General features: G+C 57.9%; 16 protein-coding genes. 10 read left to right on the top strand and 6 right to left on the bottom strand.

The features are described from left to right. Nucleotides 1–113: 113 nt before the first annotated feature. Nucleotides 114–1,640, top strand: a complete 1,527-nt coding sequence (locus tag AC6I8P_RS14270) for an FAD-dependent oxidoreductase (protein WP_264249262.1) — start codon at nucleotides 114–116, stop codon at nucleotides 1,638–1,640. 116 nt (nucleotides 1,641–1,756) lie between these two features. Here the strand turns inward: AC6I8P_RS14270 and proC are convergent, their stop codons facing one another. Next, complete coding sequence (gene proC / locus AC6I8P_RS14265) at nucleotides 1,757–2,569, bottom strand: pyrroline-5-carboxylate reductase (protein ID WP_021507232.1); 813 nt, start codon at nucleotides 2,567–2,569, stop codon at nucleotides 1,757–1,759. A gap of 144 nt (nucleotides 2,570–2,713) precedes the next feature. Here proC and AC6I8P_RS14260 point away from each other — a divergent pair, with 144 nt between their 5' ends. Further along, entirely contained in the window at nucleotides 2,714–3,157 is a 444-nt protein-coding gene (locus AC6I8P_RS14260) for a YaiI/YqxD family protein (protein ID WP_498030682.1), read from the top strand. Here the strand turns inward: AC6I8P_RS14260 and AC6I8P_RS14255 are convergent, their stop codons facing one another. Next, complete coding sequence (locus tag AC6I8P_RS14255; protein WP_058775202.1) at nucleotides 3,158–3,844, bottom strand: DUF2076 domain-containing protein; 687 nt, start codon at nucleotides 3,842–3,844, stop codon at nucleotides 3,158–3,160. A gap of 332 nt (nucleotides 3,845–4,176) precedes the next feature. Between AC6I8P_RS14255 and aroL the strand changes: the two genes are divergently transcribed. After that, nucleotides 4,177–4,701 carry a shikimate kinase AroL gene (gene aroL, locus AC6I8P_RS14250; RefSeq protein ID WP_021507230.1) on the top strand — a complete coding sequence of 175 codons (525 nt, stop codon included), beginning with the start codon at nucleotides 4,177–4,179 and terminating at the stop codon, nucleotides 4,699–4,701. Nucleotides 4,702–4,811: 110 nt separating this feature from the next. Further along, nucleotides 4,812–5,003 carry a YaiA family protein gene (locus AC6I8P_RS14245; RefSeq protein WP_021507229.1) on the top strand — a complete coding sequence of 64 codons (192 nt, stop codon included), beginning with the start codon at nucleotides 4,812–4,814 and terminating at the stop codon, nucleotides 5,001–5,003. Nucleotides 5,004–5,079: 76 nt separating this feature from the next. On the opposite strand, the gene AC6I8P_RS14240 is transcribed toward AC6I8P_RS14245, so the two are convergent. Next, the gene (locus AC6I8P_RS14240; RefSeq protein WP_132466392.1) at nucleotides 5,080–5,274 is read right to left on the bottom strand and encodes a hypothetical protein; all 195 of its coding nucleotides are present in this window, start codon (nucleotides 5,272–5,274) and stop codon (nucleotides 5,080–5,082) included. A gap of 17 nt (nucleotides 5,275–5,291) precedes the next feature. Here AC6I8P_RS14240 and AC6I8P_RS14235 point away from each other — a divergent pair, with 17 nt between their 5' ends. From AC6I8P_RS14235 to ppnP, 5 genes are all read left to right on the top strand, one after another. Then, nucleotides 5,292–6,050, top strand: coding sequence for an IclR family transcriptional regulator (locus tag AC6I8P_RS14235; protein WP_211726360.1), 759 nt, complete (start codon nucleotides 5,292–5,294; stop codon nucleotides 6,048–6,050). A 182-nt stretch (nucleotides 6,051–6,232) separates the two neighbouring features. Beyond that, nucleotides 6,233–7,792, top strand: a complete 1,560-nt coding sequence (locus AC6I8P_RS14230) for an OPT/YSL family transporter (RefSeq protein WP_058769365.1) — start codon at nucleotides 6,233–6,235, stop codon at nucleotides 7,790–7,792. A gap of 15 nt (nucleotides 7,793–7,807) precedes the next feature. Then, nucleotides 7,808–8,740, top strand: coding sequence for a DUF1177 domain-containing protein (locus tag AC6I8P_RS14225; protein WP_021507226.1), 933 nt, complete (start codon nucleotides 7,808–7,810; stop codon nucleotides 8,738–8,740). A gap of 2 nt (nucleotides 8,741–8,742) precedes the next feature. Continuing rightward, nucleotides 8,743–9,420: an AroM family protein gene (locus tag AC6I8P_RS14220; RefSeq protein WP_498031170.1), complete on the top strand. Its 678-nt coding sequence runs from the start codon at nucleotides 8,743–8,745 to the stop codon at nucleotides 9,418–9,420. A 104-nt stretch (nucleotides 9,421–9,524) separates the two neighbouring features. Continuing rightward, nucleotides 9,525–9,809: a pyrimidine/purine nucleoside phosphorylase gene (gene ppnP, locus AC6I8P_RS14215; RefSeq protein ID WP_010616577.1), complete on the top strand. Its 285-nt coding sequence runs from the start codon at nucleotides 9,525–9,527 to the stop codon at nucleotides 9,807–9,809. A gap of 195 nt (nucleotides 9,810–10,004) precedes the next feature. Here the strand turns inward: ppnP and rdgC are convergent, their stop codons facing one another. Further along, a complete protein-coding gene (gene rdgC, locus AC6I8P_RS14210; protein ID WP_021507129.1) occupies nucleotides 10,005–10,916 on the bottom strand; it encodes a recombination-associated protein RdgC in 912 nt (303 codons plus the stop codon). Nucleotides 10,917–11,063: 147 nt separating this feature from the next. Between rdgC and mak the strand changes: the two genes are divergently transcribed. After that, entirely contained in the window at nucleotides 11,064–11,975 is a 912-nt protein-coding gene (gene mak / locus AC6I8P_RS14205; protein WP_481657800.1) for a fructokinase, read from the top strand. Nucleotides 11,976–12,035: 60 nt separating this feature from the next. Here the strand turns inward: mak and AC6I8P_RS14200 are convergent, their stop codons facing one another. Then, on the bottom strand, nucleotides 12,036–12,968 hold the full coding sequence (locus AC6I8P_RS14200; RefSeq protein WP_481657799.1) for a LysR family transcriptional regulator: 933 nt from the start codon (nucleotides 12,966–12,968) through the stop codon (nucleotides 12,036–12,038). Nucleotides 12,969–13,105: 137 nt separating this feature from the next. After that, the gene (locus AC6I8P_RS14195) at nucleotides 13,106–14,104 is read right to left on the bottom strand and encodes an aldo/keto reductase (protein WP_481657798.1); all 999 of its coding nucleotides are present in this window, start codon (nucleotides 14,102–14,104) and stop codon (nucleotides 13,106–13,108) included. Nucleotides 14,105–14,295: the final 191 nt, after the last annotated feature.

Raw genomic sequence — 14,295 nt, 5'->3', positions numbered from 1 at the left:
GTCAGTTAACCGCCGTTTCGCTTTGTTTCTCCTGCTAAATCCTCACGCTTTGCCACACTTACTCTTTGTAAGGAATTGTCGTATCAGACGAATAACCCCGAAGGAGGCGAACCGTGAGCTATCAATCTGTCGTGGAACTCAAGGCGCTGGCGCAGCGTAAACCCACTAAAGTGACCGTCGGCGAAACGGATATGGTGCTGATTCGCGACGGCGACCGCGTGCAGGCGCTGCAGGCAAAATGTCCGCACGCGGGCGCACCGCTGGAGCAGGGCGCAGTGTGCGGCGACAAACTGGTGTGTCCGTGGCATAAGGCGGTGTTTGAGCTGCGCGATGGCAAAATGTGCGAGCCGCTGGCGCTGGCCAATCTCAAACGTTATCCGGTGCGCATTGAACAGGGGCAGGTGCTGATCAATCCGCAGGCGATGTCGCCGGCCAGTGCGCCGGTAGCCCAGGGTGAAGCGCCGGTATGCGTGATTCTCGGCTCTGGCGCGGCGGGCAGTGCCGCGATCTGGACGCTGCGCGATGAAGGCTTTAGCGGCCGGATTGTGCGTATTGAGCGTGAAAGCGACGCCCCTTACGATCGCACCACGCTGAGTAAATTTGTCCCCTCCGGCAAGATGGCCATCGACGAGGTACCCAGGCTGCTGAAACAGGATGTGCTGGGCCCGGTGGCGTGGCTGCAGGGGGAGGTGGTGCAGCTGAAGGCGCAGGAGCAGACGCTGGTGCTGAAAGACGGGCAGCAGGTGAAGTTTGACCAGCTGCTGATCGCGACTGGCGGCGTGCCGCAGCCGCTTGATATCCCGGGCAAGGATCTGGATGGCGTGCACCTGCTGCGTTCACTGCGCCAGGCCGACACGCTGATTTCGCAGGTGGATGAGGCGCAGCAGCTGGTGATTATCGGCAACAGTTTTATCGGTATGGAAGTGGCCGGTGCGCTGCGAAACCGCGACATTGATGTCACGGTGGTGGCGCGTCATCCGCTGCCGTTTGCCAGCCAGTTCGGCGAAGAGATTGGCCGTCATTTTTATGAGCTGCACCGCAGCAACGGCGTGAAGTTTGTCGAGGGTGAACCGGAAGCGCTGAGCGGCGAAGGCGCAGTGAGTGGCGTGCGGCTCAAAGGTGGCAAAACCGTGCCAGCCAGCCAGGTGCTGTTTGCCACCGGCATTGTGCCGGCCACCCATTTTATTCACGACCTGCCCTTACAGAAGGATGGCAGCTTGCTGGCCGACAGTCAGTTGCGGGTCAGTGAAAACATCTGGGTCGCGGGGGATATTGCCAGCTATCTCACGCCGCGTGGCGTGCAGCGCATTGAGCACTATCGCGTGGCGCATCAGCAGGGGCGCATTGCCGCGCTGAATATGCTGGGCAAACGCATCATGTACGATCGCGTGCCGTTCTTCTGGACTGCGCATTACGGCACCCGCTATGAGTATCTGGGGCATGCAGAGGAGTGGGACGATTATCGCCTGCTGGGATCGCTGCAGGACAAGCGCTTTATCGCTTTTTACTGCCAGCAGGGCATGATTGCGGCAGTGTGTTCAGCCGGCATGTATACGCTCACCGCCGCGCTGGTGCATGAGATGCAGCAGCCAATGACGCTGGAACAAGGCCTGGCGCTGTTTGAAGCGTATCAGGGCTGATCCTGAAGCCAGCACCCAACAGTTCCCTCTCCCGCCTGCGGAAGAGACAAACGAGCACCCAACAGTCCCCTCTCCCGCCTGCGGGAGAGGGTTAGGGTGAGGGGAAACCCGCACCATCACTGCTTACTCAGCGCCTCGGACTTCGCCATGCACTGCTGCATCGCGCCCATCACCGCAGCGCGGAAGCCTTTTTCTTCCAGCACCTTCACCGCTTCAATGGTGGTGCCGCCCGGTGAGCACACCATATCTTTCAGTTCGCCAGGATGTTTGCCGGTCTCCAGCACCATCTGGGCAGAACCTTTTACCGCCTGCGCCGCAAACTGATAAGCCTGCGCCCGCGGCATGCCGCCCAGCACGGCGGCATCTGCCATCGCTTCGATAAACATAAACACGTAAGCCGGTGCCGAGCCGCTGACACCCACCACGGCATGAATCAGATACTCGTTCACCACCGCCGCTTTGCCGAAGCTTTCAAAAATGGTCACCACCTCGTCCACTTCCTGCGGTTCCACCAGCACGTTCGGCGTAATAGAGGTCATGCCTTCATTGACCAGCGACGGCGTATTCGGCATCACGCGGATGATTTTACGATCGTGACCGAGCACCGCCGCCAGCGAATCCAGCGTCACACCTGCGGCAATCGACACCACCAGCGCATCTTTCTTCAGCTGGCCAGCCAGATCCTTGAGCACTTTGAGAATCACGTTGGGTTTCACCGCGCCAAACAGAATGTCCACTTCACGTGCCAGACTCTCGACGCTTTCCGCCGCCGTCACGCCATACTGCTGCGCCATCGCCTGGTTGGTGTCGGGTTTTCGATCGTGCACCCAGATATTGGCCGGGGCGATCTGCCCGCTGTTCACCAGGCCGCTGATGATGGCTTTCGCCATATTGCCGCAGCCGACAAACCCGATTTTCTTCTCCAGCATCGCTTTATCCTTTACGTGGTTCGGTTTTCTCAGTGGGTTAGCTTACGTCAGCGGCGGTGAATAACAAGTCGCGCACAAATAACATTTGCCATTCGCGGTCAGCGCGGCAAGATCGCAGGCATTGCCCGTTAATAAGGATTAAACATGTCGATTTGGGTGGATGCCGATGCGTGTCCCAATGTCATCAAAGAGGTGCTGTATCGCGCCGCTGAGCGCACCAAAATCACCGTGACCTTCGTTGCTAACCAGCCGCTGCGCGTACCGCCGTCGCCGTTTCTGAAAACGCTGCAGGTAGCTGCCGGCTTTGATGTGGCCGATAACGAGATTGTGAAACGCGTGCAGCCGGGCGAGCTGGTAATTACCGGCGATATTCCGCTGGCAGCAGAAGTACTGGAGAAAGGGGCGGCAGCGCTGAATCCGCGCGGGGAGCGTTACAGCAGCGATACCATTCGCCAGCGCCTGACCATGCGCGATTTTATGGAAACGATGCGCGCCAGCGGCATTCAGAGCGGCGGCCCGTCGGCATTAAGCCCACGTGACCGCCAGCAGTTTGCCAACGAACTGGATAAATGGTTACGTCAGCGTTAATCAGACGAAGCTGTCGTCGTCGTCAAAATCACCGCCGCTGCCGAAATCGTTGAAATCATTGTTATCGGCAAAGCTGTTGTTGTCCCAGCCTGAATTGTCATTCAGGAAGGCATTGTTGCTGTCATTGCCGTTGAAGGTGTCCAGATTATCATCCACCTGCGGCAGCGCCGGTTCGTTGATGATATTGACGATCTCTTCCGGCTGCGAATGGTGGAACAGGCTGGTGAGCATGTCCGCCATCACCACACCGCCGGCCACGCCGACAGCCGTTTGCAGTGCGCCACCCAGGAAACCGGTACCGCGTGCCGGTGCAGCATACTGCTGCTGAGGCGGTGCGGCATATTGTGGCTGTTGCGGTGCGCTGTTCCATGCCGGCTGTTGCGGCTGCGCCGGGCGTGAACCGCCGCCAAACAGGCTCGACAGGAAACCGCCGCTGCTTTGCTGTGGGGCCTGCTGCTGCGCCTGCGCCAGACGGCTCTCCAGCTCAGACACCTGCGCGTTGAGCTTTTTCATCGCCGCTTCCTGAATCAGGATCGCCTGCGCCATGTAGTAGGGCGCACCGGGCTGGCTCTGTAAATGCTGATTGATTAACTGTTCGGCACCAGCATCACGCGGGCCGCTCTGGCTTTCTGCCTGTTTCAGACGGCTGAACAGGCTTTCAATAAGTTGTTGTTCCTGGCTCTGCATGGTGAACCTCCGGTTAGGCATAGCGTGTTGTTCTTCAGGCGACCAACAGGACGTCCGTTGCCTGAACTATAAAGCGTATATGCGGGCTGCGTGACAGAAAGTAAATCAGCGGCCTGGTAAGCAAATGTTGCCCCGCGCTTACAAATCGCCTGATGCACGAAATGCGCATCGTTTTTCCGTTTAAAATCATGAGAATGGCACTGGCTATCGCTGAAATACGCGTAATTCGTGCTTCGCGGCTGGCTGATAAAATAAAATCCAGGTATCATGCGACGCATTATTGACCTGATGACGTTGCCCGCGCGGCAGACTACGGCGGAGGATGAGCCCGGATGTCATTACCCATCTATCTGATCGGCGCACGCGGTTGCGGTAAAACCACTATTGGCCAGGCGCTGTCGCAAGCGCTGGGCTATGCCTTTCGTGACACCGACCATCACCTGCAGCTCACCACACAGCGCAGCGTGGCAGAGATTGTGGCGACGGAAGGCTGGGACAGCTTTCGCGCGCGTGAAAGTGAATCGCTGCGGGCAGTTACCGCGCCTGCCAGCGTAATCGCCACCGGCGGCGGCATGGTGCTGGCTGACGTCAATCGCCACTTCATGCGCGAGCATGGCCAGGTCATCTGGCTCAACGCGCCCTCTGGCGTGCTGGCCGATCGGCTGGAGCGTCAGCCAGAAGCGGCACAGCGTCCGACCCTGACCGGCCGGCCCATCGCGGAAGAGATGGAAGATATCCTGCGTGAACGCGCGCAGCTCTATCGTCAGGCCGCGCACCATGAAGTCAACGCGATGCAGGCACCGGAGCAGGTGGTGGAACATATTCTGCAATCGCTTTCTCTCGCCCGCGCCAGCTAACTGCCTAAGAATTCTCCCTCTTTTTTACAGCGATCCTCGATTGTCTATACTGAATAGCAGGCAGAGGATCACCGCTGTCTGTGTGGAAACCTGACATAAGAGGGAAAACGATGCCAACCAGACCACCCTATCCGCGAGAAGCGCGCATTGTTGCCGTTGAAAAAGGGCAGGCGGGCAATACCGTCACCTGGTATGAATTACGGGCCGACCATCCACGTCCGGATACCTTAATTAGCGAACATAAATCGGAAGCGGAAGCGCAGGATGCCAAAGACCGCTATGAAGATGTGGAAAAAGAATAATCCCGGCGGGCAGGGATGCCCGCTTTAGCGTAATTACGTCCGGTCGCTAAATAGATTTTTTATTTTCCCTGATGCGCTAATTACGGCGATAAAAGCTGCCGTCTTTTCTGTTTAATCGCTCTCCTGCCTGATAACGTCTTTTTATTTTGCCTTTAGCCCTTATTTTCTGCTGCCTTAAATACCCTGCGTTTTGTCCGGTGCAAAATTTGCGCTTGACCGATAAACCGTCGCGTTTTACTTTCGGGTTATCGATACAGGAACTCAGTTCCATATAGTGAAACCAGCGCCATGACCACACTCGAAAATGCCGCCGCCGTGCTTAAGCTGTTTCAGCGCTTTGGCGTGGCGCAGGGCCATCCCGGCCTGACCTTTACCGAGGTGGTGGAGGCGCTGGGGCTGCCGAAAAGTACCGTGTCGCGCCTGCTGGCGACCATGGAAAGCGAAGGTTTACTGGAGCGCGATCCCGACAGCCGCTGTTTTCAGATTGGCCGCGTGCTGTTGTCCGTTGCCGGGCATTATCTTTCGACACCGCTGATTGACAGCGCATCGGCGCCGATGGCGCGCCTGGCGGCCAGCAGCGGCTGCATGGGCTATATCTCGGTGCTGGACGGTGACGATGTGCTGGTGATGCGCATGTACCACGGTCGCTTCTTTACCCAGCTGGTGACGCCGCCTGGTACACGGGTGTCGGTTACCGGCACGTCGACCGGCCGCGTGCTGTTAGCGCAGCTGAGCGATGAAGAGGTGCGCGCGCGCTTCAGCGATAACTGGCAAACCGCGTCGATCAATTCACCGCTGAATATCGATGCGCTGTGCAAAGAGCTGGCGCTGATTCGTCAGCAGGGCTGGGCACTGGCACGCAATGAAACGCTGCCTGGCATTAGCTCGCTTGCCGTAGCGGTAACCAATAAACACCGCGGTGAAAGTGCCGCATTGTGTCTCTCATTTCTTTCGCAGGAAGCGGCCCCGGGTTATCCGGAAGCGCTGCTCAGCGAATTGCGCGCAACGGCTGCACTGATGGCCGAAAAATACGGCGCAGCGTCCTGAATAAAACAGGACAACCCTAATTTGATTTCAAGGCGTAATACTTCGCGCCACACCGGGGAAATAGCAGGTCTTCGGACCTGCTTATTTCAATAATCAGGGAACGATGAATAAAACGTTGAGGTTCCGCGTGTCGGGCACAATGTCATTGCGCGTTTTCTACAGGGTGAAAATACGGGGATAATATGCGTCTGGATAATCCAATAAAAAATATTGGCGTGGGCCTGATGCTGGTTCTGCTGTCAGTTGCAGGGGCCATCATTGGGGTACAGCTGATCACAACTATTGGGGTAACGCCCAATACTTCTATTATCGGCGCGCTATTTGCCATGCTGCTGGCGCGCATTCCACTGCAGTGGTTTCGCCGCTACCGTTCGGTTGAAGTGCAAAACCTTGCACAGACCGCTATCTCTTCCGCCACCTTCGGCGCTGCCAATAGCCTGCTGATGCCGATTGCCGTGCCGTGGGCGCTGGGTGAGCCGCAGCTGGTGCTGCCGCTGTTTGTCGGCGTCAGCGCGGCAATGCTGCTGGATGCGTGGCTGCTGTATCGTCTGTTTGATACGCGCGTGTTTCCGGCCAGCAATGCATGGCCACCGGGCGTGGCAGCGGCAGAAGCGATTAAAGCCGGTGATAAAGGCGGTCGGCAGGCGTGGCTGCTGGTGGCCGGAATCGTGGGCGGCGTCGCGGGCTCGATGCTGAAAATCCCGATGTCCGCCTTTGGTACGGCATTCATTGGCAATATCTGGGCGCTGACCATGCTCGGCATCGGCTTCCTGCTGCGTGCCTATGCGCAACCGGTTGCTGGTATCGATATTAACGCGCTGTACATTCCGCACGGCGTCATGGTCGGAGCCGGTCTGGTGGCGCTGATTCAGGTGGTGCAGGTGATTCGCAGTCGCCGTCACGACAACCTCAACGTCAGCCGCAGCGACAACGAAGTCAAACGCGCGCTCGGCCTGGGAACCGTTGGCTATATCGTGATCTCGGCACTGCTGGCGCTGGGCGGCGGGCTGTGGAGCGAGATGGGCCTGCCGATGCTGCTGCTGTTTATTATCTACGCGGCCTTTGCCGCCTTCGTGCATGAGCTGATTGTCGGCATCGCCGCCATGCACTCGGGCTGGTTTCCGGCCTTCGCGGTGGCGCTGATCACCCTGATCCTCGGCATCCTGCTCGGCTTCCCGCCGCTGGCGTTGTGCCTGCTGTGCGGCTTCACCGCGGCCACCGGTCCAGCCTTCGCTGATATGGGCTATGACCTGAAGGCCGGCTTTATTCTGCGCGGTAACGGGGCCGATGTGCAGCAGGAGCTGTGGGGCCGCCGCATCCAGCTGATCGCCGCGATGATCGCTTTCGTCATCGCAATTCCGGTGGTGTGGTATGCGCATAACCTGTTCTTTGTCGACAACCTGCTGCCGCCGGTGGCGCGCGTTTACGCCAAAACCATTCAGGCCGGCGCGGAGCCGGGCATTGCTGGCAGCCTGCTGATGTGGGCGATTCCGGGAGCAATTATTCAGCTGATCGGCGGGCCTAAACGCCAGCTCGGCGTGCTGTTAGCCACCGGTCTGTTAATCAACAATGCCGCCGCAGGCTGGGCGGTGCTGGTCGGGATTGCGTTACGTGTCCTGATCCTGCGCGTATGGGGCGAGCGTGGACGTTCACCGATGGAGGTGATGGCCGCTGGATTCATTGCGGGCGACGCGCTGTACAGCTTCTTCCACTCACTTTTTGCCAGTAGCAGTAAGAAATAATCCAGGGATTTAGCGATGAGTTTACAGCAGACACTACAGGTTTTTGAGTTACTCGACAGCGCCTACGTGGATGGCCAGCAGGTGGTCGATCTGTTCGCCGCCTATCCGGGCGTGCAAGCCAGCTTTAAGCGCGTCAGCGGGCCTAAAGGGCGCACCGATTTTGTGCGCATCGACATTCCGGGCGCCCAGGGCAAAAGCCGGGGCGGCAGCGCGCCGACGCTGGGGATCATTGGCCGTCTCGGCGGCATCGGTGCGCGCCCGACGCGCATCGGCATGGTGTCCGACGCCGACGGTGCGGTTGCTGCGGTGAGCAGCGCGCTGAAGCTGGCACAGATGCAGACCAAAGGCGACGTGCTGGCCGGCGACGTGATCGTAACCACGCATATTTGTCCGGATGCGCCGACCCGGCCGCACGAGCCGGTGGACTTCATGGATTCGCCGTGCGACGACATCACCATGAATGACAACGAAGTGGTTGCGGGCGTCGACGCGATTCTCTCTATCGATACCACTAAAGGAAACCGCATCCTCAACCATAAGGGCTATGCGCTGTCTCCCACGGTGAAAGAGGGCTACATCCTGCGCGTGTCGGAAGATCTGCTGCGCATTATGGAGATGACCAGCGGTCAGCCTGCGGTGACGTTCCCGATCACCACGCAGGACATCACCCCTTACGGCAACGGCGTGTATCATCTCAACAGCATCCTGCAACCGTCCACCGCCACTGATGTGCCAGTGGTGGGCGTCGCGATTTGTGCGCAATCCGTGGTGCCTGGCTGCGGCACCGGCGCCAGCCATGAAGTGGACATCGCGGCGACCGTGCGCTTTGCGGTGGAAGTGGCCAAAGAGTTTGGCCGTGAGACCTGCCAGTTTTATGACCCGCAGGAGTACGCGCTGCTGCTATCTTTGTATGGTAGCCTCAGCCACCTGCGCAGCCGGAAAGCCTGATGATGAAACCGTCGCTAGTAACCTTAACCATTGGCCAGTCACCGCGTAGCGATATTTTGCCGCTGCTGCAGGAGCATTTGCCCGCCAACGCCGTCGCGCATGCCGGTCTGCTGGATGGCCTGACGCTGGCTGAAGTGGAGCAGTTATACGCTCCCGCGCCGGGCGATAAAGTGCTGGTTTCGCGCATGAGCAGCGGCGAACAGGTACGGCTGGCGGCGGCCACTGTCGAACAGGGACTGCAGCGTAAAATTACCGCGCTGGAGCAGCAGGGTTACGACACCATTCTGCTGCTGTGTACCGGTGAGTTCGGCGCGCTAAAAACCACGTCGGCGCTGCTGCTGGAGCCGGATCGCATCATTCCGCCGCTGGTCAGCGCCATCGTACAGGCGCACAAAATCGGCATCGTGGTGCCGGTTGAGGAGCAGATCGCTGAGCAGGCCAGCAAATGGCGTAACCTGCAAAGCACGCCCTGTTTTGCCGTCGCCAGTCCATACCTGGCGCAGCAGAGCGAACTGATGGAAGCCGGACTGACCCTGCAGGAGCAGGGCGCTGATGTGGTGGTGCTCGACTGTATCGGTTATCACCAGAAACACCGCGATTTCCTGCAGAACATGCTGGGCATTCCGGTGCTGCTGTCGAATGTGCTGGTGGCGAAACTGGCGGCTGAACTGATCGTCTGATCGAGGCCGATCACAACTTGCGACGGGCGGCGCTAATTCGCGTGACAGATCAGCGAGTTCCCTTGTAATCTGCCGGTAACCCTAATGTGCTGTGAGGAAGTAACATGCTCAACGTAAGTGAGTATTTCGACGGAAAAGTGAAATCCATTGGTTTCGACAGCGTCACCATTGGCCGGGCCAGCGTTGGCGTGATGGCGGAAGGCGAATACACCTTTGGTACCGGCCAGCCGGAAGAGATGACGGTAGTGAGCGGCGCGCTGAAAGTGCTGCTGCCGGGCGAAGCCGAGTGGAAATGGTACGAAGCCGGATCGGTATTTAACGTGCCGGGCCACAGCGAATTCCATCTGCAGGTGGCAGAGCCAACGTCTTACCTGTGCCGCTATCTTTAAGCGTTAAAGCAGCATCCATTATCAACCGGTAATGCCTGTGCGGCGTTACCGGTTTTTTTATGCGCCAGCATGGGGTGTGGCCTGAGGTCAGCATAAATGCTGACCCTACAGGTATGAATCAGCATATTTGCAGGGGCGTCATTCATGGCGACCGTTAAACACACCCGTACTATCCTTCCAGCCGGCGATGTCCGCTTAACGCTGCGCTTCGCCGCCTAACGCTTCCACCAGATTGCTGATCAATGCCGCCAGCTCGCTGGTCATCAGAATGAAATCGGCATCAAAACGCTGGGCGAAATCATCGCGATCGATATCGTCATTCTGCTCGCGCAGCGTGTCGCTGAACTTCAGACGCTTCACCGAGGCGTCATCGGCGATCACCAGCTGAATACGCTCCTGCCAGTCGAGCGCCAGTTTGGTGACCACTTTACCGGCTTCGATGTGGGTGGCGATCTCGTCGGAAACCAGATCCTGCTTTTTACAGCGGATCACGCCGCCATCTTCCAGTATCGCCTTCAGCTCAGCCTCATCCATCAGGGTGAAACCCGCCGGCAATTCACCGGAGCGCACCCATTCGGTCAGCGTCAGCTCGATCGGATTTTCCAGCGTCAGCGGCACTACCGGCAGCGAGCCGAGGCTCTTACGCAGCAGCGCCAGCGTATCTTCCGCTTTCTTCGCGCTGGCGCAGTCGACGATGATCAGATTATTGACCGTGTCGATCCACATAAAGGTCTGACTGAAACGGCTGAAGGCGCGCGGCAGCAGGCTATGCAGCACTTCATCTTTCAGCGAATCCTTTTCGGTCTTTTTCAGCTTGCGGCTCTGTTCCGCTTCCAGCTTCTCAATTTTGGCTTCCAGCGCCTGCTTCACCACCGGCGACGGCAGAATTTTCTGCTCGGTGCGGGCGCAGATCACTATCTGACCGTTAATCACATGCGTCAGCGCTTCGCTGCGGTTGCCCATCGGCGAGACCCAGCCGGTTTTGGCCATGTCCTGGCTGCCGCACGGCGTGAAGGTGAAGGCGTCGAGCTGTTTTTCCAGATCGTCTGCGGACAGCGGGATGTCCCGATTCAGACGATAAACCATCATATTTTTAAACCACAACATCAGGATTCCTTACCGTGGGTGCGATCGGGCGCACAAGTCTAAAACAGTCAGCGCGCATGATAGCGAAACATCGGAGTGGTTTCATTGCCTTTCCCGATTCAGCCTTCTACTGTATCTGTCACCTGAACGAATAATGAGGAATAAATCGTGCGTATCGGTATTGATTTAGGCGGCACCAAAATTGAAGTGATTGCGCTGTCTGACCAGGGCGAGGAGCTGTTTCGCCACCGCGTGAATACTCCGCGTGACGACTACGCGGCCACGGTGCAGGCAATTGTCGATTTAGTCCTGCTGGCGGAAGCGCAGACCGGGCAGCTGGGAACGGTCGGTATCGGCATTCCCGGCACGATTTCTCCTTATACCCAGCGGGTAAAAAATGCTAACTCGACGTGGCTCAACGGCCAGCCGCTGGACAAAGATTTGGCGCGTGCGCTGAATCGTGACGTGCGCATCGCCAACGACGCGAATTGCCTGGCGGTTTCCGAAGCGGTGGATGGCGCAGGCGCAGGCCAGCCGCTGGTGTTTGCGGTGATCATTGGCACCGGTTCCGGCGCAGGCGTGGCCATCAACGGTGAATCACGCATTGGCGGTAACGGTAACGCAGGCGAGTGGGGGCATAATCCGCTGCCGTGGATGGACGAAGACGAACTGCGCTATCGCGCGGAAGTGCCGTGCTACTGCGGGCTGCAGGGCTGTATTGAGACGTTTGTCTCCGGCACTGGCTTCGCCATTGATTATCAGCGTCTCAGCGGACAGGCGCTGAAGGGCGCGGAGATCATCCGGCTGATCGAACAGCAGGATCCGGTGGCCGAGCTGGCGATGAGCCGTTATGAAACGCGGCTGGCCAAATCGCTGGCGCAGGTGGTTAACCTGCTCGATCCGGATGTGATTGTGCTCGGCGGAGGCATGAGCAACAACGATCGGCTGTACCAGACGGTGCCGACGCTGATGAAACAGTGGGTGTTCGGACGCGAGTGCGAAACGCCGGTGCTGAAAGCGGTGCACGGCGACTCCAGCGGCGTGCGCGGTGCCGCCTGGCTGTGGCCGGTGAAAGGGTAGCGTAACGACGCTTTATGCGTGCTTAACCCCTCTTCCAGCGGAAGAGGGGGCCGAAGCGGGTCAGTGTTGGCTTAACTGACCGGCGTGACACACGATATCGTGCGCATGCAGCACGGCTGGCCGGTTTTCATTCAGTCGGATGGCGGCATAAATATCGATATGCAGATTTTGCGCTTCATCGTCAGCCGGTGCGCGATAACACAACCCTTCCTGATGAAAGGTACATTTCGACTGCGGCATCAGGGCAAAGCCTTTCCCTCTGGCAATGTGTGTCAGCATAACCAGTGAATCATCGGGCTCTTTAACTCTTTTAAGCGGGGTGTGGAGCTGTGAAAACAAGCGTTCACATTTATCGTAGAACGACGGATTTGCGCTTCTGGCAAACCAGAACAGCGGTAAATCACCGATCGCTTCCAGCGAGACTTTTTCTTTCAGGCTGGCCGGATGGCTGGCCGGCATTGCTACCAGCAACGGCTCACGACCGATCCACTGGTACTGCACGGTATCTTCGTGGCCGGTTGCCCTTTCGCCCGTCAGTACCAGGTCCAGGCGGTTTTTTGTCAGACACTGCAGCAACTGCGCAGACGTCAGATCGGGCGTTTCCACATCGTCAGCGGCGTCCAGTTTCAGCAGTTGCTGGTGAATGGGCGCAATCAGTGCAAAATTCAGCGTGCGGGTGAGGCCGATACGCAGGCGCTTTTCTGAAGAAAGCGAGCCTGGCTTGAGTTCATTCAGCGCCTGAAGGATCTTCTCCGCTTTGATTACCAGCGCCCGGCCAGCGTCCGTCAGACTGACGTCATGGGTGCTGCGGCTAAACAACGGCTGCTCCAGCACGGCTTCAAGGCGCTTAATCTGTCGGGTTAGCGGAGGCTGAGTCATTCTGAGCCGTTCGGCGGCCCGGCGAAAGTTCAGCTCGTGCGCAACCGCAAGAAAGCATTGAAGCTGTTTCACGCTGGGGAGATGGTTGCTGATAAGGTGCTCTGCCGTCGCCATAGAGTCCATCCGGGTAATCAAAGACGTTATTCTACCCCGCTAAAGATCAGCAGGATATGGGGTTAATCGGTCTGGACGCGCAGCAGGCTGGCGGCGCGACGTCAGAAAAAATAACCGGGCGTTACCCGGTTATGGCTTCAGGCATTAATGCTTTTCATCCCTTCCTGAGAATAGCGCTCGCCCCTGATCTCAATATGCTTGTGGATAGCGTTCAGTAAAGCGATATCTGCCTGCTCCAGCACGATATCGGCGGCCTGCGCATTTTCCGCCAGATAGCGGGTCTGTTTCGTTCCCGGAATGGGGATCAGCTTGTCGTACTGCGCCAGTAGCCAGGCCAGCGCAATCTGCCCCGGCGTGCAGCTGTACTTTTCAGCAAGCGGGTGCACCGCGTCAAGAAGCTGGGCGTTATGGTCGAGGCTGGATTGACTGAAGCGCGCATTATTTTTGCGGAAATCATCCTCAGCGAAGTCGCTGTTATGACGATACTTTCCGGTCAGAAACCCTCTGCCCAGCGGAGAGTAGGGAACTAAACCTATACCCAGCTCTTTCACCACCGGCAGAATCTCAGCTTCGATATCGCGCGTCCACAGTGAATATTCGGTTTGCAGGGCGGCGATCGGGTGGACGGCATGGGCCCGGCGCAGGGTTGAAGCAGAAACCTCACACAGGCCAATGTGGTTGATCTTACCCGCTTTAACGAGGCGGCTCAGGCATTCCATGCTCTCTTCAATCGGCGTAACCTGGCTCACGCGGTGAAGATAGAACAGATCGATGCGCTCAACGCCAAGCCTTTTAAGCGATTCATTACAGCAGCGGGTGATGTAGTCAGGTTGGTTGTTAATCGTCCGGGCATAAGCCTGGTCCGCAGGGCGATCGATTCCGCACTTGGTGGCAATGTTAAACTGCTCACGCGTGGTGTTATCCAGACCGGCAAGAAAGTGGCCAATCAGCCGCTCATTATGGCCCCGCCCGTACATATCCGCGGTGTCGATAAACGTGATATTCAGGTCGAGAAGCGTGTGTAACAGCTGCAGTGAAGCGGTGTCGTCTGTCTGGCCATAAAATTCGCTCAGTCCCATGGCACCATAGCCGATCGAACTGACAGTCAGGGTTTGCGATAAATGTCGGGTGTGCATAGTGGCTCCTTTTGCGTGTTTTTTGATTGTTGCACCCCGATTACGCGTAATGAATTGTCATTTTCGTCATGCAAAAAAGGTATCACAGCAGCAAGACCGGAGCGGTGCTGTGGTGGGATGGATTTATCACGTGGGGCAGAAAGAGGCGGGTACACAAAGGGCTCTGTGTACCCGCCTCCGTTGCCTGAAGG

Source organism: gamma proteobacterium symbiont of Lampromicra miyakona (genome assembly GCF_059730895.1).
Note: the sequence above shows the minus strand (reverse complement) of the source record. Positions and strands in the feature narration are given on the sequence as shown.

Excerpts from the sequence above, each read along its gene's own strand:
- proC (WP_021507232.1), bottom strand. The coding sequence starts at position 2,569 with ATGCTGGAGAAGAAAATCGGGTTTGTCGGCTGCGGCAATATGGCGAAA.
- AC6I8P_RS14260 (WP_498030682.1), top strand. The coding sequence starts at position 2,714 with ATGTCGATTTGGGTGGATGCCGATGCGTGTCCCAATGTCATCAAAGAG.
- AC6I8P_RS14255 (WP_058775202.1), bottom strand. The coding sequence starts at position 3,844 with ATGCAGAGCCAGGAACAACAACTTATTGAAAGCCTGTTCAGCCGTCTG.
- aroL (WP_021507230.1), top strand. The coding sequence starts at position 4,177 with ATGTCATTACCCATCTATCTGATCGGCGCACGCGGTTGCGGTAAAACC.
- AC6I8P_RS14245 (WP_021507229.1), top strand. The coding sequence starts at position 4,812 with ATGCCAACCAGACCACCCTATCCGCGAGAAGCGCGCATTGTTGCCGTT.
- AC6I8P_RS14240 (WP_132466392.1), bottom strand. The coding sequence starts at position 5,274 with ATGGAACTGAGTTCCTGTATCGATAACCCGAAAGTAAAACGCGACGGT.
- AC6I8P_RS14235 (WP_211726360.1), top strand. The coding sequence starts at position 5,292 with ATGACCACACTCGAAAATGCCGCCGCCGTGCTTAAGCTGTTTCAGCGC.
- AC6I8P_RS14230 (WP_058769365.1), top strand. The coding sequence starts at position 6,233 with ATGCGTCTGGATAATCCAATAAAAAATATTGGCGTGGGCCTGATGCTG.
- AC6I8P_RS14225 (WP_021507226.1), top strand. The coding sequence starts at position 7,808 with ATGAGTTTACAGCAGACACTACAGGTTTTTGAGTTACTCGACAGCGCC.
- AC6I8P_RS14220 (WP_498031170.1), top strand. The coding sequence starts at position 8,743 with ATGAAACCGTCGCTAGTAACCTTAACCATTGGCCAGTCACCGCGTAGC.
- ppnP (WP_010616577.1), top strand. The coding sequence starts at position 9,525 with ATGCTCAACGTAAGTGAGTATTTCGACGGAAAAGTGAAATCCATTGGT.
- rdgC (WP_021507129.1), bottom strand. The coding sequence starts at position 10,916 with ATGTTGTGGTTTAAAAATATGATGGTTTATCGTCTGAATCGGGACATC.
- AC6I8P_RS14200 (WP_481657799.1), bottom strand. The coding sequence starts at position 12,968 with ATGGCGACGGCAGAGCACCTTATCAGCAACCATCTCCCCAGCGTGAAA.
- AC6I8P_RS14195 (WP_481657798.1), bottom strand. The coding sequence starts at position 14,104 with ATGCACACCCGACATTTATCGCAAACCCTGACTGTCAGTTCGATCGGC.